The 20,192-nt window shown below is 50.6% G+C and carries 19 protein-coding genes, 1 tRNA gene and 1 pseudogene; 15 read left to right on the top strand and 6 right to left on the bottom strand.

What is annotated here, in order from left to right; genetic code table 11:
- Window positions 1-19: 19 nt before the first annotated feature.
- From thrS to ptsP, 6 genes are read left to right on the top strand one after another with little or no spacing between them, the layout of a single operon-like run.
- Window positions 20-1,969, top strand: a complete 1,950-nt coding sequence (gene thrS / locus AC8GE9_RS01515; protein WP_506675346.1) for a threonine--tRNA ligase — start codon at window positions 20-22, stop codon at window positions 1,967-1,969.
- 18 nt (window positions 1,970-1,987) lie between these two features.
- Window positions 1,988-2,530, top strand: a complete 543-nt coding sequence (infC, locus tag AC8GE9_RS01510) for a translation initiation factor IF-3 (protein ID WP_506676296.1) — start codon at window positions 1,988-1,990, stop codon at window positions 2,528-2,530.
- Between the two features lie 3 nt (window positions 2,531-2,533).
- On the top strand, window positions 2,534-3,499 hold the full coding sequence (gene gshB, locus AC8GE9_RS01505; protein ID WP_506675345.1) for a glutathione synthase: 966 nt from the start codon (window positions 2,534-2,536) through the stop codon (window positions 3,497-3,499).
- Entirely contained in the window at window positions 3,459-3,899 is a 441-nt protein-coding gene (locus AC8GE9_RS01500; protein ID WP_506675344.1) for a PTS sugar transporter subunit IIA, read from the top strand. The genes gshB and AC8GE9_RS01500 overlap by 41 nt, the downstream gene beginning before the upstream one ends.
- A 40-nt stretch (window positions 3,900-3,939) precedes the next feature.
- On the top strand, window positions 3,940-4,209 hold the full coding sequence (locus AC8GE9_RS01495) for an HPr family phosphocarrier protein (RefSeq protein WP_506675343.1): 270 nt from the start codon (window positions 3,940-3,942) through the stop codon (window positions 4,207-4,209).
- A gap of 28 nt (window positions 4,210-4,237) precedes the next feature.
- Window positions 4,238-5,950 (top strand): phosphoenolpyruvate--protein phosphotransferase, encoded by a 1,713-nt coding sequence (gene ptsP / locus AC8GE9_RS01490; RefSeq protein WP_506676295.1) that lies wholly within the window; start codon window positions 4,238-4,240, stop codon window positions 5,948-5,950.
- Window positions 5,951-6,046: 96 nt separating this feature from the next.
- On the opposite strand, the gene amt is transcribed toward ptsP, so the two are convergent.
- Together amt and glnK are read right to left on the bottom strand one after the other, a co-directional pair.
- Complete coding sequence (amt, locus tag AC8GE9_RS01485) at window positions 6,047-7,285, bottom strand: ammonium transporter (RefSeq protein WP_506675342.1); 1,239 nt, start codon at window positions 7,283-7,285, stop codon at window positions 6,047-6,049.
- Window positions 7,286-7,310: 25 nt separating this feature from the next.
- Window positions 7,311-7,649, bottom strand: coding sequence for a P-II family nitrogen regulator (gene glnK / locus AC8GE9_RS01480; RefSeq protein WP_506675341.1), 339 nt, complete (start codon window positions 7,647-7,649; stop codon window positions 7,311-7,313).
- 248 nt (window positions 7,650-7,897) lie between these two features.
- On the opposite strand from glnK, the gene AC8GE9_RS01475 reads away from it, so the two are divergent.
- Window positions 7,898-8,152 (top strand): accessory factor UbiK family protein, encoded by a 255-nt coding sequence (locus AC8GE9_RS01475; RefSeq protein WP_506675340.1) that lies wholly within the window; start codon window positions 7,898-7,900, stop codon window positions 8,150-8,152.
- 92 nt (window positions 8,153-8,244) lie between these two features.
- Here the strand turns inward: AC8GE9_RS01475 and AC8GE9_RS01470 are convergent, their stop codons facing one another.
- The gene (locus tag AC8GE9_RS01470; RefSeq protein ID WP_506675339.1) at window positions 8,245-9,270 is read right to left on the bottom strand and encodes a hypothetical protein; all 1,026 of its coding nucleotides are present in this window, start codon (window positions 9,268-9,270) and stop codon (window positions 8,245-8,247) included.
- Window positions 9,271-9,587: 317 nt separating this feature from the next.
- Between AC8GE9_RS01470 and AC8GE9_RS01465 the strand changes: the two genes are divergently transcribed.
- The 8 genes from AC8GE9_RS01465 (at window position 9,588) to AC8GE9_RS01430 (ending at window position 16,340) form a co-directional block, all read left to right on the top strand.
- Entirely contained in the window at window positions 9,588-11,117 is a 1,530-nt protein-coding gene (locus AC8GE9_RS01465; RefSeq protein WP_506675338.1) for a YifB family Mg chelatase-like AAA ATPase, read from the top strand.
- 222 nt (window positions 11,118-11,339) lie between these two features.
- On the top strand, window positions 11,340-11,537 hold the full coding sequence (gene rpmI / locus AC8GE9_RS01460) for a 50S ribosomal protein L35 (RefSeq protein ID WP_259659572.1): 198 nt from the start codon (window positions 11,340-11,342) through the stop codon (window positions 11,535-11,537).
- Between the two features lie 13 nt (window positions 11,538-11,550).
- Window positions 11,551-11,910, top strand: coding sequence for a 50S ribosomal protein L20 (rplT, locus tag AC8GE9_RS01455; protein ID WP_506675337.1), 360 nt, complete (start codon window positions 11,551-11,553; stop codon window positions 11,908-11,910).
- A gap of 82 nt (window positions 11,911-11,992) precedes the next feature.
- Entirely contained in the window at window positions 11,993-13,015 is a 1,023-nt protein-coding gene (gene pheS, locus AC8GE9_RS01450) for a phenylalanine--tRNA ligase subunit alpha (RefSeq protein ID WP_506675336.1), read from the top strand.
- Between the two features lie 27 nt (window positions 13,016-13,042).
- Complete coding sequence (pheT, locus tag AC8GE9_RS01445) at window positions 13,043-15,454, top strand: phenylalanine--tRNA ligase subunit beta (protein WP_506675335.1); 2,412 nt, start codon at window positions 13,043-13,045, stop codon at window positions 15,452-15,454.
- A gap of 37 nt (window positions 15,455-15,491) precedes the next feature.
- Window positions 15,492-15,809, top strand: a complete 318-nt coding sequence (locus tag AC8GE9_RS01440; RefSeq protein WP_422244355.1) for an integration host factor subunit alpha — start codon at window positions 15,492-15,494, stop codon at window positions 15,807-15,809.
- A gap of 41 nt (window positions 15,810-15,850) precedes the next feature.
- A complete protein-coding gene (locus AC8GE9_RS01435) occupies window positions 15,851-16,252 on the top strand; it encodes a MerR family transcriptional regulator (RefSeq protein WP_506675334.1) in 402 nt (133 codons plus the stop codon).
- Window positions 16,253-16,263: 11 nt separating this feature from the next.
- Window positions 16,264-16,340: transfer RNA gene (locus AC8GE9_RS01430), tRNA-Pro, on the top strand.
- A gap of 59 nt (window positions 16,341-16,399) precedes the next feature.
- On the opposite strand, the pseudogene AC8GE9_RS01425 reads toward AC8GE9_RS01430, so the two are convergent.
- From AC8GE9_RS01425 to AC8GE9_RS01415, 3 genes and pseudogenes are all read right to left on the bottom strand, one after another.
- Window positions 16,400-17,411, bottom strand: a pseudogene (locus AC8GE9_RS01425) (IS30 family transposase).
- 136 nt (window positions 17,412-17,547) lie between these two features.
- Window positions 17,548-18,543 (bottom strand): Bug family tripartite tricarboxylate transporter substrate binding protein, encoded by a 996-nt coding sequence (locus tag AC8GE9_RS01420; protein WP_506675333.1) that lies wholly within the window; start codon window positions 18,541-18,543, stop codon window positions 17,548-17,550.
- 288 nt (window positions 18,544-18,831) lie between these two features.
- Entirely contained in the window at window positions 18,832-20,190 is a 1,359-nt protein-coding gene (locus tag AC8GE9_RS01415) for a CaiB/BaiF CoA transferase family protein (RefSeq protein ID WP_506675332.1), read from the bottom strand.
- Window positions 20,191-20,192 lie beyond the last annotated feature (2 nt).

Here is a 20,192-nt window from a genome sequence, read left to right as displayed (position 1 = left end):
AGATACAGGATTCGCATAGATGCTCTCAATTACGCTCCCCGACGGGTCGCAGCGTCAATACCCAGGACCGGTCACGGTCGCTGAGGTTGCTCAGTCGATCGGTGCTGGTCTGGCGCGTGCCGCGCTTGGTGGTCGTGTCACACATGGTGCCGAAAGCCGTTTGGTCGACACCACGCATCGCATCGAAAACGATACGCATCTTGCCATCATCACGCCCAAAGACGCGGATGGACTGGATTTGATTCGTCATTCGACGGCACATTTGCTGGCGTATGCGGTCAAATCATTATTTCCCGAGGCACAGGTCACGATTGGTCCAGTGATCGACAATGGTTTTTATTACGACTTTTCTTACAAGCGTCCCTTTACCCCCGAAGACTTGGTTGCGATTGAAAAGAAAATGACCGAGCTCGTTAAAAAAGACGAGGTTGTCACGCGTGAGGAATGGTTGCGTGATGATGCCGTTACTTTTTTTAAAGGGATCGGCGAGGCTTACAAGGCTGAGATTATCGGTGCGATTCCTGGCAACGAAACGATCAGTCTTTACCGCGAAGGCGACTTTATCGACTTGTGCCGTGGCCCCCACGTGCCGAGCACTGGCAAGTTAAAAGTCTTCAAGCTCATGAAGGTCGCGGGCGCCTATTGGCGTGGCGATAGCAACAACGAGATGTTGCAACGTATTTACGGTACCGCCTGGGCCACCAAAGAAGACCAGGATGCGTATCTCCATATGCTCGAAGAAGCTGAGCGTCGCGACCACCGCAAGATCGGTCGTGACCTTGATTTGTTCCATTTCCAAGAAGAGGGCCCAGGCCTGATTTTCTGGCACCCCAAAGGGTGGGCGATTTGGCAGCAAGTCGAGCAATATATGCGAGCCGTGTATCGTGATAACGGGTATCAGGAGGTCAAAGCGCCTCAGATCCTGGACATTTCCCTCTGGAAAAAAACCGGACACTGGGACAATTATCGCGAAAATATGTTTACCACTGAGTCTGAAAACCGTGTCTATGGCCTCAAGCCCATGAACTGCCCAGGACACGTCCAAATTTTCAATTCGAGTTTGCATTCGTATCGTGACTTGCCACTGCGTTATGGTGAATTTGGTCAGTGCCACCGCAACGAGCCCTCAGGTTCCCTGCACGGCATGATGCGCGTGAGAGGTTTTACGCAGGATGATGGTCATATTTTCTGCACCGAGGATCAGTTGCAGGATGAGTGTGCCGCCTTTACTTCCTTGCTTCAAAAGGTCTATGCCGATTTTGGCTTTACCGAGGTGCTTTATAAAGTTGCGACACGACCTGAAAAGCGTATTGGTAGCGACGAGGTGTGGGACAAAGCAGAAACGGCTCTGATGGAAAGCCTTAAACGCACGGACTGTGTATTTGAGGTATCGCCAGGTGAGGGTGCTTTTTATGGCCCCAAGATTGAATACACCCTCAAAGACGCAATCGGTCGTCACTGGCAGTGCGGGACGATTCAGGTTGATTTCTCAATGCCCCAGCGCCTTGGTGCGGAGTTTGTGGATGCGACTGACCAGCGCCGTGCGCCCGTGATGCTTCACCGAGCCATTCTTGGTTCTTTTGAGCGTTTCATCGGTATGTTGATTGAAAATCATGCCGGTGCGATGCCCGCATGGTTGGCCCCTGTTCAAGCCGTCGTATGCTGTATTTCGGAGCATACGGCCGATTATGCGGCAGAAATCACACAAAGCCTGAAGAAACAAGGCTTTAGAGTAGAATCAGATTGTCGTAGCGAAAAAATTACCTATAAAATTCGTGAACACAGTTTGCAAAAGGTCCCTTATATCTTGGTGGTCGGTGAAAAAGAGCGCCAAGCAGGGACTGTCGCAGTGCGTGGACGTGGTGGGGTAGAGCTTGGTGTGATGCCTTCTGCTCAGTTTTCCTCACTACTAAACGAAGACGTGGCATTACGCCGCAATTCCGGTTCGTCTGCACCGCAGTCGGCCTAACTACTAGGAGTCGTCAACATCGCAACAGAAAAACCACATCGCATCAATGGTGAAATTCGTGTTTCCGAGGTGCGTTTATTAGGCATAGAGGGCGAACAGCTCGGTATTGTTAAAATTTTCGACGCCATCCGCATGGCCGAGGAAAATGAGATCGATTTGGTTGAGATCGCGCCTAACGCTGATCCACCAGTCTGCCGTTTGATGGATTACGGTAAATTTAAATACCAAGAACAAAAGCGCTTAGCCGAGGCGCGATCCAAACAAAAGATCATTCAGGTCAAAGAGGTGAAGTTCCGACCTGCGACCGACGAAGGCGACTATCAGGTCAAGCTTCGTAACCTCAAGCGCTTTCTCGACGAGGGTGATAAAGCCAAAGTCACGTTGCGTTTCCGTGGGCGTGAGATGGCTCACCAAGAGCTAGGGATGCGTGTTCTGGAGCGTGTGCGCGACGACTTGACCGATATGGCTGTGGTCGAAGCCATGCCCAAGCTTGAAGGTCGTCAAATGGTGATGGTTCTTTCTCCTCGCAAGAAGACAACTACAAAAGAAGCCGCGGCTTAACTCATGCATGTATTGTTTGTTCTAGATCCGCTTCCGGGTTTAAACGCTTACAAGGACAGCTCTGTAGCGATGATGCAGGCACTAGTCGCCCGCGGTCATCACTTCAGTGTTGCCTTGCAAGGTGATGTCTTCATTGAGCGCGGGCAAGTACTCGCACGTGCGACGCAGATCAATTTGGTCGCGGGTGCAGATTTACATGCGCATCACTGGTGGACCGAAGTTGGCGCGCCAGTGGAGACGCCACTGAGCACATTTTCTGCTGTGTTGATGCGCAAAGACCCTCCCTTTGATATGGAGTACGTTTATATCACGCACATGTTTGATTATGCGCAAGCTCAAGGCGCGCGCATCTTTAACAGTGGTGCAGCGATTCGAAACCATCCGGAAAAGCTTGCGATAACTGAGTTTTCGCAGTTCACGACGCCAACGCTTGTGACTCGGGACATGGCGCGTATTAAAGCTTTTCATCAACAGCACGGCGATGTGATTGTCAAACCCCTTGATGGCATGGGTGGCACTGGTATTTTTAAACTTGCTGTCAACGAACCTAATCTCAACGCTATTCTTGAGTCTTTAACGTACGATGGACAGCGCTCGATCATGGCGCAGCGTTACATCCCCGAGATTACTCAAGGTGATAAACGCATTTTATTGATTGGTGGCGAACCCGTTCCCTATTGCCTCGCTCGGATTCCTCTGGCTGGCGAAACACGTGGAAATTTGGCTGCAGGTGGTCGTGGCGTTGCCCAACCTCTCTCTAAACGTGATTGGGAAATTGCACGAGAAATTGCCCCTCAGTTGAATGAAAGGGGACTGTTACTCGTGGGGCTTGATGTGATTGGTGACTACGTCACTGAAATCAATGTGACGAGTCCAACGTGTTTTGTTGAAATTACAGAGCAAACGGGCTTTGATGTTGGGGCGCGTTTTGTCGAAGCCCTCGAACAAGCGGTTGCTCAGGCAGCTTAATGCGATGATCGCCATTTTTGTGGTTGCTCACTTGCCTCTTGCATCGGCCTTGGAGTCCTGCGCTAGGCATGTACTCGGTGCTGAACCTAATATCCAGGTTTTTGATATCCAATCCAGCGAATGTGCCACCGAATCCTCACCCCGTTTGGCTGCGGCGATGATTGCCGCAGATCAAGGCGATGGTGTCCTTGTTTTGACGGATTTGCCCGGTGCCACGCCCTCTAATATCGCAGCGACTGCTTCAGCCTATGTGCGTGAGAGGGGCGTTGCTTGTCAAGTACTTGGGGGGGTCAATCCTTCCATGCTACTCAAAGCAATTACTTATCGCACCGCAGCATTGGATATTGTCACGGACAAAGCACTTGCTGGCGCTACGCAGGCTGTGTTGCGTGTAGACTAATGTCATGTGCGTAAGCTAACTCCATTTTTATAGTTTCGATATGCCTGATCTCGATATCGTCGTGTCTAACAAACTTGGTTTGCATGCTCGCGCTGCAGCCAAGCTCACTCAGCTTGCAGGCCAATTCAGCAGCGAAATTTTTATTTCAAAAGGCGCTCAACGCGTGAATGCGAAAAGTATCATGGGTGTCATGATGCTCGCCGCCGGTATCCGCACTAATGTCAAAGTTCAAGCCATTGGCAGTGATGCAGACCGGGCGCTTGAGGCTATTAAAAAGTTGTTTGATGACAAATTTGGCGAAGGCGAATAGCCAACCGGACGATTCACGTCCCGCTCCGATGGTTTGCCTGTATGGGCAGGGTGCTGCGCGTGGGTATGCGATTGGTCGTGCCCTCGTCATGGGCGCTGCCGCGCTTGAGGTTGCGCATTACCGTGTTCCTCTAGCGCTAATAGAAGCTGAGCAGCTTCGGCTGCGTCGTGCGCTTGAAACGACCCGCAGCGAAATGATGGAACTTGCCCAAACCCTGCCTGAGGATGCACCGCGTGAGTTGGCGGCTCTTCTGAATGTGCATGGTATGTTGCTCTCAGATCCGCTACTCGCTGATGAGGCGCTGAACCTGATTCACGAAAAACATTACAACGCTGAGTGGGCGCTCACGACACAAGGTCAAATTCTCGGTGAGCAATTCGCTGCAATGGAAGACGAGTATTTGCGGGAGCGAGGCGCCGATGTGCGTCATGTGATTGAACGTGTATTGCATGTCTTGTCGGGTACAAGAGCCTTAAGTGCGTTTGATCTTGCGGGCGAAACAGATGAACCCTTGATCGTGATTGCGCATGACATTTCACCGGCTGACATGATTCGTTTGCGCGGAGGTCGTTTTGCGGGTTTCGCAACCGACCTTGGTGGAGCAACATCGCATACGGCGATTGTGGCCCGCAGTATGTCTGTACCTGCAGTGGTAGCGTTAGGTCATGCACGAAGTCTCCTTCGCGATGGCGATACAGTCATCATTGATGGTGTTAAAGGTGCCTTGATTGTTAATCCTTCACCTCTCGCGTTAGCGCAATATAAAGTTCTTCAAGAGCAATACTTGGGGGATCGTATGACGCTTGTGGCACTAAAAGACATGCCCGCTGAGACGATCGATGGTATAGCAATTTCTTTAGAAGCCAATATCGAGCTGCCAGATGAGGTGGATTTGGCGTTGGCGCATGGTGCCACGGGTATTGGTTTGTTTCGAAGTGAGTTTTTATTTATCGGTCGTTCATCATTGCCCACCGAAGAAGAGCAATACCTTGCCTATTCCTCGGTCGTCAAAGCCATGCAGAATCGTCCTGTCACGATTCGTACGCTCGATATTGGCGCCGACAAGGCCTTGGATGGTGAGGCAACGGTTGCCACTAATCCCGCATTAGGGCTGCGGGCGATACGTTACTGCTTGGCGCATCCAGATCTATTTGCCACACAACTCAGAGCGATTTTGCGTGCTTCTGCTCATGGTGTAGTCCGTATTTTGATTCCGATGGTCGCGCATATGCACGAGGTCAAGGCCGCGAAAGCGGCCATAGAATCTGCCAAGAGAGAGCTCGATGCGAGAGGGCAAGCGTACTCGGACAATATTCAAATCGGCTGTATGGTTGAAATACCGGCGACAGCGATTGCCATTGATCCCTTCGCCGATGCTTTGGATTTTCTCTCTATCGGAACGAACGATCTGATTCAATACACGCTGGCGATTGATCGAGCCGATAACGAGGTCTCTGCGCTTTATGATCCCTTGCATCCAGCCGTTTTAAAATTGATCGCAAATACGATCAACGCTGGTATGCGCGCGGGCATTCCTGTGGCGGTATGTGGTGAGATGGCAGGGGATCCCAAGCTCACACGCTTGTTGCTTGGCTTAGGTTTAACGAATTTTTCGATGCATCCGCAGCAACTGCTAGATGTCAAACGTGAAATTAGACAAGGGCATTCCAACGCGCTGCGCCAACAGGTTGCCACTGCGCTCAATCGCCAAAGCACGATTGATCCTTCAGTTCTTGAATAGTGTCACTTTATAAGTAAGTCAATAAGTAAATAAGCAAATCGCCGACTGTTACGAGCTCAGTCGGCGATTTGCTTGCAACAACGATCCTACACGTTATTAGCGATGGTATGCAGACTCACCATGAGTCGTGATATCGAGTCCTTCGCGCTCCATGTCTTCGCTGACACGAAGGCCACACATCATATCTGCAATCTTAAAGGCAAGGAATGCCACGACACCAGACCAGATAATCGTAATCACAATGCCTTCAAGTTGGACGAGCAACTGTGGGCCGATCAGGCTGATTGAGTCAAGACCTGGTCCGCCGAAGGCCTTAGCATTAAAGACCCCAACGAGAATGCCTCCGACGATACCGCCCACACCATGAATGCCAAACACGTCGAGCGTATCGTCTGCACCCATCATGCGCTTGAGACCGTTGACGCCCCAAACGCAGATCACTCCAGCGGCAACACCAATGACGAGTGCTCCGATGGGACCCACCATGCCAGCAGCGGGTGTGACGCCAACAAGACCAGCAATCGCTCCAGAGGCAGCACCCAGCATCGAAGGTCGTCCTTTAAGGGCCCATTCAGTAAAGACCCAGGCCATGATTGCGCCAACTGTGGCAATCAGTGTGTTGAACAAGGCTAGCGCGGCAATCTCGTTGGCGGCAAGGGAAGAGCCAGCGTTGAAGCCAAACCATCCGACCCACAGCAAGGATGCGCCCATCATTGTCATCGGAAGATTATGTGGCTGCATGGCTTCTTTGCCATAACCCAGACGTTTGCCGACGACAAAGGCACCCACTAACGCTGCAATGCCTGCGTTGATATGGACAACGGTGCCACCCGCAAAGTCTAGGGCGCCTTTGGCCGCTAACAAGCCTTTGGTGCCATCTCCGGCAAACCAGATCATGTGTGCGATAGGGATGTATGCAAAGGTGAACCATAAGACTGTAAAGACCAAGACTGCAGAAAAACGCGCCCGCTCTGCAAAGGCACCAACAATGAGTGCGCAAGTGATGCCCGCGAAGGTAGCTTGGAAAGCCGCATATAAAAACTCTGGGATGGAGCCAGTCATTGAATACTGACCATCTGCGGGATTAAACATGCCACCAAAGAATGAACGTGAAAAACCACCCACAAAGGCATTACCTTCAGTAAAGGTAAGTGAGTAGCCATAAGCGAACCAAAGCAACACGGCAACTGAGAACGTGCAGATGACTTGCATCAATACCGAGAGAACGTTCTTTGAGCGAACTAATCCGCCATAAAACAAGGCGAGACCAGGCACTACCATGAGTAGAACCAAGAGGGTTGAGACGCCTACCCATGCGACATCGGCTTTATCCATTTTAATGCTCCATTGATTCAAAAAATTAGAGTGCGGCTTCGCCGGTTTCGCCGGTACGTATTCTGATCACCTGCTCAAGAGGGGCGATAAATATTTTTCCGTCGCCGATTTTTCCTGTGCGTGCGGCTTGCTCAATTGCATCGATCGCTTGGTCAACAAGTTGGTCCGCAACGGCGGCTTCGACCCGCAACTTAGGTAAAAAGTCGACGGCATATTCCGCTCCCCGATACAATTCCGTATGGCCCTTTTGTCGTCCAAAACCTTTAACCTCGGTGACGGTGAGGCCCTGAACGCCCAATGTCGAGAGTGCGACTCTGACCTCGTCTAGTTTGAACGGCTTGATAATGGCAATAATGAGCTTCATGTATGTTTCCTCGAGTAAGGGTGTACCGAGGTAAAGCAAAAGGCGTGCCAGCTTCGCGCTTGCAGTGATTCATCATCGTATCCACAGATACGCAGCAGCTTTTTATATAGGCTAGGAGCGAAACTGGTGCAATATGAATTGGAATGCACCAAACTAGTGCGGAGTTGAGTATTTTTTTCTGAACGCTTTCAGCTAGACTTCGTCAGCTAGACTTAAAATAGCGATATTCGTAACAGGAGTGATTAAAGATGAAATCCACAGTTTGGCTGGAAGAGTTTCAAAAAAAAGTTTCTGAAATCATCGCAAAAAGTCCAGCGGCCGACATCCAACGCAATGTCAAAGCCTCTATGGGTCAGGCCTTTAACCGGATGGATCTCGTGACGCGCGAGGAGTTTGATGTGCAGACCGACTTGCTGAGTCGAGCACAGGTGCGTATCGAGGCGCTTGAACAACAACTCCACGCTCTAGAAGCTCGCGTGGCAGAACTTGAAGCAGCCAAATAGCTGCTCCAGTTTTAAACATTATCTACCCAACGACCTTTTTTGGGCGCTCTGCACCAAAAAGACCAGTGACTTTTTATAACTTATCGGGTCTTCTAGATTGGTGGGGTCGGCGGAACAGTTGTAACGGTTGCGTCAAATGGTCCGTTGCCGAATTTTGATATTTGCGAGGGAGTCACTCCAGATTGCGTTGATATTTGTGAACCTAAGGTGTTGTTGTAGCCAATCACAAGACCAGTTGTAGCAGCATTCACTGTCACGCCACCATTAGGAAGCGTAATCACTCCAACAAGCCGCTTGACACTACCCATGGTGTTGACTAATTGCATCGCAACAAGCTTGCTATCAGTGCCGATTAGGAATGCGTCTAACGTGGATGGGCCACCCGCAGTCGTGGGTATATTTGTCATCGTGGTTACGAAACCTGTACCACCTGATCCAGAGTCATCACTCAGGGAATTAAAGAACACGCTGGTAGCGCCAAATATGGTTGCTGCTTCGCTGCCACATTCCGTTGCATCAGGCAAGCTACCCTGAAAATTTGACGCGAAGTTATAAGTGTTTGCCTGCTTGGTCCAGCAATAACGTCCTGAAGAAGTCCCATTCGTACTAGCCATATCTATATCGAACTTCGCTGAAGATTTGATCTTAACCTCTGGGTTTAACTCAACGTATAGATGTGTGTAAGTGCCAGCATCAGGAACACGGACTATTCCGTTCGTTAAAGCTGTTGTTTGATCAAGTGTGATGGAGACTTCTGAGCCAGCACTGTTGGTACTGTCAAAAATAGCCTGACAAGAAGATAAATCGCTCACAGCTTTAAGGCTTGGGGCACTGGGTTTGTTTCTGCACAGTTTGATAGAGTAGATAGCGATCCTCTGCTCATCTGGCCGAATGTTGCAGTTCGCTCCTGGTATTGGTGGGATTACCTCAATCTGCCCGTTAACCGTCCTTGTCGAGCACGATGGATAGGCATCCTTTACTTCGGCCCCAGGATAAGCAGCCGCGAAATCGATACTACCGCCTGAGACGGGAGATGGAGGAGGAACAAAAGCAAACGAGGCTGAAAAAGCGGCGGCTGAAATAGCGGCAGCTGAAAAGAAAATTGATTTTGTTTTCATTTAAAAACCCTTAACACCAACAGTGAAATTTACAGCTGATGGTGTGCCGGATGTGCCACCACTTGAGGGGGTGTCGGATGAGCCACCACATGCTAAAAGCATGCTGCTGACACAAATGAGCAGTAGAGAATTTAGAAGCAAACTCTTTGATTTTTTTATCTTTTTCATAAGAACTCGCAAACTTTTATAATTTAGTTACAAGAACATATAGCAATTTATCTACATGCTGTCAAGTGTTTTACGGGGTGGAGTGATTTATCCTAAGCCCTGTCGCTGAAAGGTTCCCCAACGCATACTGAGTGGATTTGGGTGAAACCATGTCTCTGGCAGTCTTGTTGAGCCGATCTTTGCTCGGTTTAGATGCCCCGACCGTTCGTGTTGAGGTCCACTTGGCTCGGGGTCTTCCGAGCTTTTGCATTGTGGGTCTTGCTGATGCGGAGGTGCGTGAAAGTCGTGAACGCGTTCGTGCAGCGATTCAAAGTAGTGGTTTTGAGTTCCCTTTAGGACGCCTCACTGTCAATCTATCACCCGCAGATATTCCCAAGGAGTCTGGTCGTTTTGATTTGCCTATTGCACTGGGCGTTTTATTAGTGTCTGGCCAGGTCGCGATTCCGGAGTGCAAAAAAGACTCTGCGCAGGATCGCTCAGTGCTGTTGGCGCAGCTAGTGTTAGCAGGCGAATTATCCTTGACAGGCGCTCTTGTCTCGACAAAAGGTGCGCTAGCCATTGCCTTGTCTATCGCCCGTTCTCAGCCCGAGGCGACGCTTTTATTGCCCTTAGAAGATGCTGAGGATGCGGCTCGCGTCCCGGGTGTCATGGTTTTGGGTGCAAGGACGTTGTCCGAGGTGGTCGGTCATCTTGAGGGTACGGGCCCTTTGCTCGCGACAGGCGTTTCAGAGACTGTCGAGCTTGCACCTCGCCAGCTGTGCTTGTCTGAGTTGCGCGGTCAGCTCATGGCGCGCCGAGCCCTCGAGCTCGCTGCCGCCGGGGGACACAGCCTGTTGCTATCAGGTACGCCTGGTGTTGGAAAAAGCATGTTGGCGAAGCGACTGCCTAGTATTTTGCCTTTTCTTAATCAGGCACAATCTTTAGAGGTTGCATCCATTGCGACATTTGCAGGTGTGACGCGTCCACTAAGTAAGATTCGTCCCTTTAGAGCGCCGCATCACTCTGCGTCAGTCGCTGCCATGATTGGAGGCGGCATCAAACCCAAGCCTGGCGAAGTATCCTTGGCGCATCGCGGTGTATTGTTTTTGGACGAACTTCCCGAGTTTGATCGTAAAGTGCGCGAAGCGCTGCGTGAACCGCTTGAAAACTATGAAATCGCTTTGGCCCGCGCCAATTTGAAAGTCGTCTACCCGGCGGACTTTCAGTTGTTGGCGACCATGAATCCATGCCCTTGTGGTTGGAGTGGACACCCTAAACGTGCTTGTCGGTGTCGACCTGAACAAGTATTGACCTATCAGTCGCGCGTCTCCGGACCCTTGATAGACCGTATTGATTTGCATATCCATGTGACACAGGAAAAAGAGAAATGGATGGATCTGCCTCTTGGTGAAACCTCCCTCCAAGTGCGTGCGCGCGTCGATCGGGCTTGGGCGCTTCAACAGTCGAGGCAAGGGGGGCTCAATGCCAGATTGAGTGATGGACATCTCGATCGTTTTTGCCCGATGGACACAAAAGCTAAAAATCTCTTGGATTGCCTGATTGATAAGTATTATCTCTCTGCGCGCGCGATACAGCGCGTTCGTCGCGTAGCACGCACGATCGCAGATCTTGATGCTCGACCAGGGATCGAAGCAGAGCATTTTGCCGAGGCTTTTCAATATAGATTCAAGTCACTTTAAGACGCATTCAAGGCGGGATCCTCAAATCTCAGCAAAAACTAAAAATATGTCATATAATCAAAGGCTTTCCCGTAATACTTATGCGGGGGAAGAGTAATGCAAAAAAGGTAATGCAAAAAAGTACGCTGGGGTTAACAAGAACTGAAAGTCAGGCTGGATCGTGCGATCGAGCACCCTTTTCAGGGCACCTGCAGTGTACAAGTTCAAGTAACAGGAATTGATATGCCCAAGATGAAGACCAAGAAAAGTGCTGCAAAGCGCTTTCAGGTTCGCGGTAGCGGATCGATCAAGCGAGGCCAGGCTTTCAAACGCCACATCCTCACCAAAAAAACCACCAAGAACAAGCGTCAGTTGCGCGGTTCAGCAGCGGTCGATAAAACAAACGTGGCTTCAGTTAAAGCCATGATGCCTTTCGCTTGATAGGAGATTAATCATGCCTCGCGTAAAACGTGGTGTAACGGCTCGAGCCCGTCACAAAAAAGTTATTTCAGCAGCCAAAGGTTATCGCGGTCGTCGTGGTAATGTATTTCGTATCGCCAAACAGGCGGTCATGCGAGCTGGTCAGTATGCATACCGCGACCGTCGTAATAAAAAGCGTACATTCCGCGCTCTGTGGATCACGCGTATCAACGCGGCAGTCCGTGAGCATGGCGTGACATACAGCGTCTTTATTGCTGGTCTGAAAATGGCGGCTATTGAGCTCGATCGCAAGGTCTTGGCAGATATGGCCGTTCGTGACAAGGCTGGTTTTGCTGCCGTCGTCAATCAGGTCAAATCTGCGTTGGCTGCCTAAGCTCTGACTAGATGTATCTGTAAACGGGGCCTCTTGGGCTCCGTTTGCATTTTTAAGCTTCGTTTCTCTAAGGTTTTAAGCGATGACCCAGATAGTCAATGACCTGATTGAGCAGGCCCAACAGCAATTTGCACAAGCCACAGATGCTGCCGCACTGGAAAACGCCAAAGCGCGGTTTTTAGGCAAGCAGGGCAGCTTGACTGAGTTGATGAAAGGCTTGGCAAAGCTCGATCCCGAGGCCAAGCGCGAAGAGGGTGCGCGCATCAATCAGATCAAGCAGCAAATTGAAGCCTTGCTCAATGCACGCAGAGCGGCTTTAGCTCAGGCGCAGTTGGATGCGCGCCTTGCGGCGGAGACGATCGATGTGAGCCTGCCTGGGCGTGGGATGCGTGCTGGTGGCATCCACCCGGTCATTCGCACGTGGCAGCGTGTCGAGGAGATTTTTAAGTCGATTGGTTTCGAGGTGGCTGACGGCCCCGAAATCGAAAATGATTGGACCAACTTCACCGCGCTCAACAATCCAGAAAATCATCCGGCACGCTCGATGCAAGATACGTTTTATGTTGATATGAAAGATGACAAAGGCTTGCCTTTGTTGTTGCGCACGCATACGAGCCCGATGCAAGTTCGCTATGCGCGGATGAACAAACCCCCGATCAAGGTCATTGCGCCAGGACGGACATATCGTGTTGATAGCGATGCGACACACTCACCGATGTTTCATCAGGTCGAAGGGCTTTGGATTGACGAAAATATTTCCTTTGCCGATTTAAAAGGTGTGTACACCAACTTTTTGCGTTGTTTCTTTGAAACCGAAGACCTTGAGTTGCGTTTCCGCCCTTCGTTTTTTCCCTTTACTGAACCTTCTGCAGAAATCGACATGATGTTTACGTCTGGTCCCAACAAGGGGCGATGGTTAGAGATCTCTGGTTCTGGTCAAGTCCACCCAGATGTCATTCGCAATTTCGGTCTGGATCCTGAGCGTTATATTGGTTTTGCTTTTGGCTCAGGGCTTGAGCGATTGACCATGCTGCGTTATGGGGTCAATGATCTCAGACAGTTTTTTGAAGGCGATCTGCGCTTTCTTCGCCAGTTCAACAATTAATGTAGTACCGACCCGAGATGGTTCACCATGCAATTTCCTGAGTCCTGGCTACGCGCCCTTGTTAATCCTGAAATCTCTACTGAGGAGCTGTCACACCGCTTGACGATGGCAGGTCTAGAGGTTGAGGAAACCAATCCTGTCGCCCCAGCTTTTTCTGGTGTGGTCGTGGCGCATATTTTGAGCGCTGAACCACATCCCAATGCAGACAAGTTACGCGTATGCATGGTTGATGCAGGTGCAAGCTCGCCGATACAAATCGTCTGTGGTGCTCCCAATGCGGCTGCCGGAATCAAGGTGCCCTTGGCAACTGTGGGTGCAACACTGCCGGGCGGCATGAGTATCGGCATCGCCAAGATGCGTGGTGTTGAGTCATCGGGAATGTTGTGCTCTGCTCGTGAGTTAGGTTTATCTCAAGATCATGGTGGCTTGTTAGTATTGCCAGAGAGCGCAGTTGTGGGTGAAAGTATCCGCGATGCACTGGATCTTGATGACACACTCTTTACACTCAAGCTCACGCCAAATCGTGCAGATTGCCTCTCAATACTAGGTGTTGCCCGCGAGGTCGCTGCCTTGACGGGTGCTGAATTGTGCATGCCCGCGATGACCCCGGTTCAGGTCACATTGGATGAAATACTGCCTGTCGAAGTGTTGGCCCCCGATCTGTGTGGTCGCTTCGGCGGTCGAGTCATACGTGGCGTCAATGCGCGTGCAGCGTCGCCCGCTTGGATGGTTGAGCGTCTCGAGCGTGCCGGACAGCGCTCGGTGACGGCTTTGGTTGATATTTCCAACTATGTCATGCTTGAGCTTGGTCGTCCCACGCACGTGTTCGATCTGGACAAGTTGCCTGAACCGAAGATGGAGATTCGCTGGGGGCGTAGGGGTGAAACGCTGACGCTGCTCAATGAACAGACGATTGAACTGGACGAGTCCTATGGCGTGATTGCCAGCGGTGATGTCGCAGAGAGTTTGGCTGGCATTATGGGCGGTCTCGGCGTCGCCGTTTCATTAGATACACAAAATATATATCTCGAAGCGGCATTCTGGTATCCGGATGCGATTGCAGGGCGTGCCCGGAAACTCAAACTCAATTCCGAAGCCAGTCATCGTTTTGAGCGTGGAGTTGACTTTAATAATATCCCGGAACATATTGATTTTATTACAAATTTAATTATTGATATCTGTGGTGGACAGGCAGGGCCGATTGATGATCAATTGATCAATTTGCCTCAACGACTTCCCGTCAACATGCGCTTGGAGCGTTGTTGCCGCATTCTTGGTGTCACTGTTAGCCAAGCCGATGTTGAGCAAACCTTTACGCGTTTGGGGTTTTCTTACACCGTGACAGACGAGGTGTTTGTCGTTGAGCCACCTTCTTATCGCTTTGATATTCAGATCGAAGAAGATTTGATAGAAGAAATCGCCAGAATTATTGGTTTTGAAAATATTCCCGCTGTGCCCCCGATTGCGGCTGCACGTATGCGTATGGATCCCGAAGTCACTCGGTCTGCGCACACAATTCGCCATCAAGTGGCCGGCTTGGGTTATCAAGAGGTGATTAATTTTTCCTTTGTAGAGACGGCGTGGGAAGAGGGGATGTGTGGACAACCAGATCCCATCCGCTTGCTCAACCCGATCGCCAGTCAATTAGCAGTCATGCGGTCATCTTTGCTACCTGGCTTGATTGCAAATATTCGATATAACGCCAATCGCAAGCAAGCACGTGTGCGAGTATTTGAACTCGGTCGTGTCTATATGAAAGATACCTTAGTCAAAGATGGACCTTTGACGGTCGCCGGTATCCATCAGCCTCAACATCTTGCACTTGCTGCTTGGGGTTCTGTGCGCGAGGATCAGTGGGGCGAGCCCTCGCGTTCGGTTGATTTCTATGACGTCAAGCACGACCTCGAAACGCTCTTTGGTGTCAAAGCCTCAGCCCTGCGCTTCAATGTCAAACAGCACCCCATTCTGCATCCAGGACGCAGTGCTGAAATCGTGCTTGAGGGTCAGCATATCGGTTGGATTGGGGAGCTGCATCCTCGCTGGGTGCAGGAGCAAGAGCTTTCTACTGCGCCCGTTGTACTCGAGGTTCACCTTGATGCACTGACGGCCATTGCGATGCCAGAAGTCCGGGAGCTTTCGCGCCAACCTCTGGTTCAAAGAGACTTGGCTATTTGGGTTTCTACCGATACGCCTGTACAGGCTTTATTGGATACCATAGCAAAAACGATCGCCAGTGATACCAATCTGAGTGTTGTTCAGCATGTTAGTTTGTTCGATGTGTGGCGAGATCCCGCAAAGAGCGAGTCGAATGAAAAGAGTGTAGCTTTTAGAGTGTCGTTGCAAGACAATGAAGTGACCCTTGATGATGCGCGTGTGGATGCTTGCATGAGTAAAATCCGCGAAGCCCTTGAAGTCGGTCATCAAGCACGTCCACGATAGTCTTGGTTAATCGCCCAATATTTGATAGTTGATAAAAATGACCGAACCAAGAACGCTGACTAAAGCTGAGCTCGCTGAGATGTTGTTTGACCGTGTTGGATTAAACAAGCGCGAAGCAAAAGATATTGTGGATACGTTTTTCGAAGAAATTCGAGATGCGTTGGCGCGTGGTGAACCGGTCAAGCTCTCTGGTTTTGGTAATTTCCAAGTCCGTCACAAACCTCCTCGTCCTGGTCGTAATCCCAAGACGGGTGAAACCATTCCAATCGCTGCCAGACGTGTGGTAACTTTCCATGCAAGCCAAAAGTTAAAAGGCGCGGTAGAACATCCAGGTGAACCCGTTTCCGCCAGTTAGAGATACACTGGCTTTACTGTATTGAGCAATTCGACTGGGTTATGACTATTTCTGATAAGTCCGTTGTGCTTCCCCCCATCCCCGCAAAGCGCTACTTCACGATTGGTGAAGTGAGCGACTTATGTGGCGTCAAGCCACATGTGCTGCGCTATTGGGAGCAGGAATTCACGCAGCTCAAGCCTGTCAAGCGTCGCGGTAACCGTCGCTATTATCAACATCACGAAGTATTGTTGATTCGCAAAATCCGCGAGTTGTTGTATGAACAAGGTTTTACGATCAGTGGTGCTCGTAACCGTTTGAGTGAGGGACGCGATACTGCGCAGGATCCTGATGCGGCAGTGCGTTTGACTGCGCTAGAACTCAATGCTTTGCGAACTGAGTTGATGGGCATCAAAGATCTTCTCTCGAGCGTTGCACCGACCCTGCGTAAGTCTCTGATATAATCTTCGTCTTTCGGGGCGTAGCGCAGCCTGGTAGCGCACTTGCATGGGGTGCAAGGGGTCGAAGGTTCGAATCCTTCCGTTCCGACCAGTCATATCAAGGGGTTAGTGTTCACAAGACACTAACCCTTTTTGTTTGTTTGGGCGGTTTCAATGAGCAAGTGCAAATAATGAGGCATGGTGCTGTTTGAAGTCAAACGCCTCAGGCGTAAACATCTCAGCTGGACACTTCCAACCCATACTTTTTCTCGGTCTAGTATTAAGTCGCCAAGCAACGACATCCAATTCCTCTTGAGTGAATCCGCTCAAATCCGTGCCTTTTGGAAAGTATTGTCGCAGTAGTCCATTTGTGTTCTCGTTGATCCCTCTTTGCCAGGGGCTATGAGGATCAGCGAAATAAACTTTTACTCCTGTCTTCAACGTAAGTTCTTCGTGTTCCGACATCTCTTTGCCCCGATCATAGGTCATCGATAAACGTTTTTGAGCTTCGATGCGATTGAGAACGTGTGCAAAGCCATCGACCGCTGAGGCAGCACGGGCATCAGGCATCTTAGCCAGCACCGTAAATAATGTGGTTCGCTCTACAAGAGTCCCTATAGCCGAACGGTTGTACGCGCCTTTAATTAAATCCCCCTCCCAATGCCCTGGTACTAGTCGCTCATCGATCTCTGGAGGACGGTCATGAATGCTCACCATATCAGGTATCTGACCGCGTCTGTCCTCGCCCCTCGCTCTGGGGCGGCGTTTAGCATGACCCTGGCGCAGCCAACCAACCACCTCCGTGCGTAGCTCTCCGCGGGGCATGGCATAGATGGCTGTGTAGATGGTTTCGTGGGAGAGTGCCAGAGACCTGCTCTGGCGAATAGCCTAATTTCCAAAGAGCATTCCCTAACTGTAAACGACTCTGCACTCTTGGCTTTATAACGCAGGTGACTGCCCTGGCGTGAGCAATGGGTGCACTGTAACCACCTGAGACTGAAGGCCTTCCTCTGGATTTGATCTTAACCGGACGAACCCATCCATTTCTTTGGAGTTCCCGGGTTACAGTTGAAGTGGAGCGATCCAGTTCAACGGCTATTTGGGCGGGCAATAAACCAATAGATAATCCAATCTGAATTACAGTTCGTTCTTCAATCGTTAAATGTTTGTAATTTTTGAGCATGCAACATTTTCCTATATAAAAAGTTGCACTTACAATTTGAGCGCGCCCCCCTATTTGTTGGCGCCGGTTGAATACTGAGGGGGCCAATTCGACCGAGTTTAGCTTTTATGGTGCACTCCCTTGGAGACGCTTTGGATTAATCGGCTTTGATGTCACCGGCCTTGACGACCCCACCCCACTTGTCGAGCTCCGACTTCACGTAAGTGGTGAATTGCGTCACATTCATATCGCCAGCCTCAGCTCCTTGCGCTTTTAAAGCTGAGATTAATTCGGCAGTCTTCAACGCTTGGTTAAGTGCAACGCTTAGTTTCTGCACAATCTCACGAGGCGTTTTGGACGGAACAAAAATACCGTACCAATTATCTACGCTATAACTTGTACCTCCTAACTCAAGAACTGTTGGCGTGTCCGGAAACTCTGGCATGCGAGACTTGCCAGATACGGCGATTAGATTTACTTTGTTCGACTTGATTAAACCTAGGGCCGGGGGGGCAGTCACAAACATAAGTTGTACTTGTCCTCCCATCAGGTCAGATAGCGCCGGGCCGGTGCCTTTGTACGGCACGTGCGTCCATTTCAAATTATTAATATTTTTGAATAGCTCACCAGACAAATGTGTGATGGTGCCGTTGCCAGCAGAGGCCACATTAATTTCACCAGGTTTCTGGCGTGCAAGCGACTCAAGTTCTTTGATTGTTTTTGCTGAAAATCCAGGCGCTGAAACGATCATAATCGGTGATGTAGCCACCACCCCGACAGGAGTCAAATCAGTCGCAGTGTCGTAGCTCAAGCGATATAGATTCGGATTGACCGCAATTTCAGAGGTTGATCCCAACAGCAGCGTATACCCGTCTGGGTGCGCTTTGACGACAAATTCGGTTCCGATTGAGCCGCCGGCACCGCTACGATTATCTACGACAATTTGTTGCCGCAACACATCCGAAAGTTGTTTTGCAATGATTCTTCCTACGACATCGGACCCGCCGCCCGGGGGAAACGGTATTACCAATCTCAATGACTTTGTCGGCCACTCTTGAGTTTGAGCGACCGAAGAAAAGTGACAAGATAGAGCAACTAAGGTAAGCGCGAATTTAATAAAAATACTGATAGTCGATGGCGTGCGTGCGTTCATGTTTCAATTTCCTCTGGCGCTAGGGCCTGCAAGCGTATCTCAAGTATCTCAAAGATAAATTCAGTGATAAGCTGCTTGGTAACAACTGAATCGAAGAAAGTGCTAGGGTGCTTCGCTATGCTGAATGTGTGATGAAACGATTAACGTAGGCGTTCTAATTTGCACCAAGCGCCGACGTGATTTGATACAAATGTACCAGACTAAGACGCATCTCAGGGGCGCAGACTGTCGCCACCTGCGACGTTGATTAACAATTAACACACATCACATCCTTGATCACATGCTTGGTTACGAATCAAGCTTCAGGCGTTGCCGATATAGCGGATCAAGTTCAACCAAACGACCTAGTCGCAATTGCTCTGCCACGGGTACCGGAATTGGTACGGGTGCGTCTGCCGGGGTAGTGCCTATTACCCCTTGCTCGGCCATCGTCGCGATCTCTGCTTCACCCAAGCCCAATAGCTCCCTTAGTACGTAGTCGTTGGCCTCACCAAGACGCGGTCCCGCCGCTGGCGTCGGAACCTCGAAGGCAGAGAAGCGCCAGGGACGCCCGAGCTGCGGGCGACACCCAACCTCGGTCTCTTGCGAGTGCTCGATGTGATCAAAAAACTTTCGTGCCGCCAGATGCGGATCCGAAAATAAATCGCGGGCATCTAGTACCGGTCCTGCCGGCACACCAACGGCTTGAAGCCTGTGAGCGATCTCGTATGGGTCTAGAGACATAGTCCACTTAGAGATCATTGCATCGAGTGCCTCTTGATGCTTGAGACGAGAAGGGCCATCCATGAAGCGAGCATCAACTGCGAGCTCGGGGATAGCGATGACTGCGCATAATGCTTGCCATTCTGTGTCATCAGTGACAGCAATCGTCACCCAGCGGTCGTTGCCTAGGCAAGGATAGGTGTTGTGCGGTGCATGAACTTCATGGCGATTACCCATCCATCGATTCGCGCGACCATTAAAGGCGTAATCCAGCAGACCTTCGCCCATGAACGCGGTTCCTACTTGATACATCGCCAGATCAATCCAAAGCCCCTTACCAGTGCGAGTGCGGTATAGAAGCGCCGCCATCACCGAGTACAGGGCGGTCCAAGAGGCAAGAAAATCAGTGTAAGAGTTACTAATCTTATTTGGCGGCCCGCCTTCGTAACCAATGAAAGCTCCACTGCCGTGCGTAGGCTCGAGCGATGCGGCCATGGCTCCGTAACTGCTGAAGGACCCAGAATGCCCGTATCCAGTGTTGGATACCATAATGACATCAGGGCGAAGCGTTCGAAGGTTGGGGTAGTCTAGTCCGAACTTTTTCATCACCCGCGGGGTGAAGTTTTCAATCACGATATCGGCTGTGGCAATGAGCTTCTTAAGAGTCTCAAGACCCGCAGGTTGATTGAGATCAAGGGTCACGCTGCGTTTGCCACGGTTAAGGATGTGGAAGACGCCATTACGTTCCCAGTGGAGTTCTCCTGGCGTGTCATCTGCCCACGGACCCCCGAAAGGCCCCCCAAGACGAGTATCTGCGCCAAGAAAGGCGCAGCCCTCTACCTTGATCACCTCGGCCCCCAAGTCGGCTAAAAATGCCGCTGCGTAAGGCATAGCAAACACTCGGCTCAAGTCGATGACGCGCAATCCCTTTAGAGGCAAATTCACCA

This window comes from Zwartia lucis (genome assembly GCF_965234455.1).
Lineage (GTDB): Bacteria > Pseudomonadota > Gammaproteobacteria > Burkholderiales > Burkholderiaceae_B > Zwartia > Zwartia lucis.
The sequence above is the reverse complement of the archived record's forward strand: the minus strand, read 5'-3'. Positions and strand labels throughout refer to the sequence as shown.

Bases quoted from the DNA above. Each gene is read 5' to 3' on its own strand.
- thrS (WP_506675346.1), top strand. From the start codon at position 20: ATGCTCTCAATTACGCTCCCCGACGGGTCGCAGCGTCAATACCCAGGA.
- AC8GE9_RS01440 (WP_422244355.1), top strand. From the start codon at position 15,492: ATGACCGAACCAAGAACGCTGACTAAAGCTGAGCTCGCTGAGATGTTG.
- pheS (WP_506675336.1), top strand. From the start codon at position 11,993: ATGACCCAGATAGTCAATGACCTGATTGAGCAGGCCCAACAGCAATTT.
- ptsP (WP_506676295.1), top strand. From the start codon at position 4,238: ATGGTTTGCCTGTATGGGCAGGGTGCTGCGCGTGGGTATGCGATTGGT.
- amt (WP_506675342.1), bottom strand. From the start codon at position 7,285: ATGGATAAAGCCGATGTCGCATGGGTAGGCGTCTCAACCCTCTTGGTT.
- AC8GE9_RS01465 (WP_506675338.1), top strand. From the start codon at position 9,588: ATGTCTCTGGCAGTCTTGTTGAGCCGATCTTTGCTCGGTTTAGATGCC.
- rpmI (WP_259659572.1), top strand. From the start codon at position 11,340: ATGCCCAAGATGAAGACCAAGAAAAGTGCTGCAAAGCGCTTTCAGGTT.
- rplT (WP_506675337.1), top strand. From the start codon at position 11,551: ATGCCTCGCGTAAAACGTGGTGTAACGGCTCGAGCCCGTCACAAAAAA.
- AC8GE9_RS01435 (WP_506675334.1), top strand. From the start codon at position 15,851: ATGACTATTTCTGATAAGTCCGTTGTGCTTCCCCCCATCCCCGCAAAG.
- AC8GE9_RS01495 (WP_506675343.1), top strand. From the start codon at position 3,940: ATGCCTGATCTCGATATCGTCGTGTCTAACAAACTTGGTTTGCATGCT.
- glnK (WP_506675341.1), bottom strand. From the start codon at position 7,649: ATGAAGCTCATTATTGCCATTATCAAGCCGTTCAAACTAGACGAGGTC.
- AC8GE9_RS01475 (WP_506675340.1), top strand. From the start codon at position 7,898: ATGAAATCCACAGTTTGGCTGGAAGAGTTTCAAAAAAAAGTTTCTGAA.
- AC8GE9_RS01420 (WP_506675333.1), bottom strand. From the start codon at position 18,543: ATGAACGCACGCACGCCATCGACTATCAGTATTTTTATTAAATTCGCG.
- AC8GE9_RS01470 (WP_506675339.1), bottom strand. From the start codon at position 9,270: ATGAAAACAAAATCAATTTTCTTTTCAGCTGCCGCTATTTCAGCCGCC.
- pheT (WP_506675335.1), top strand. From the start codon at position 13,043: ATGCAATTTCCTGAGTCCTGGCTACGCGCCCTTGTTAATCCTGAAATC.
- gshB (WP_506675345.1), top strand. From the start codon at position 2,534: ATGCATGTATTGTTTGTTCTAGATCCGCTTCCGGGTTTAAACGCTTAC.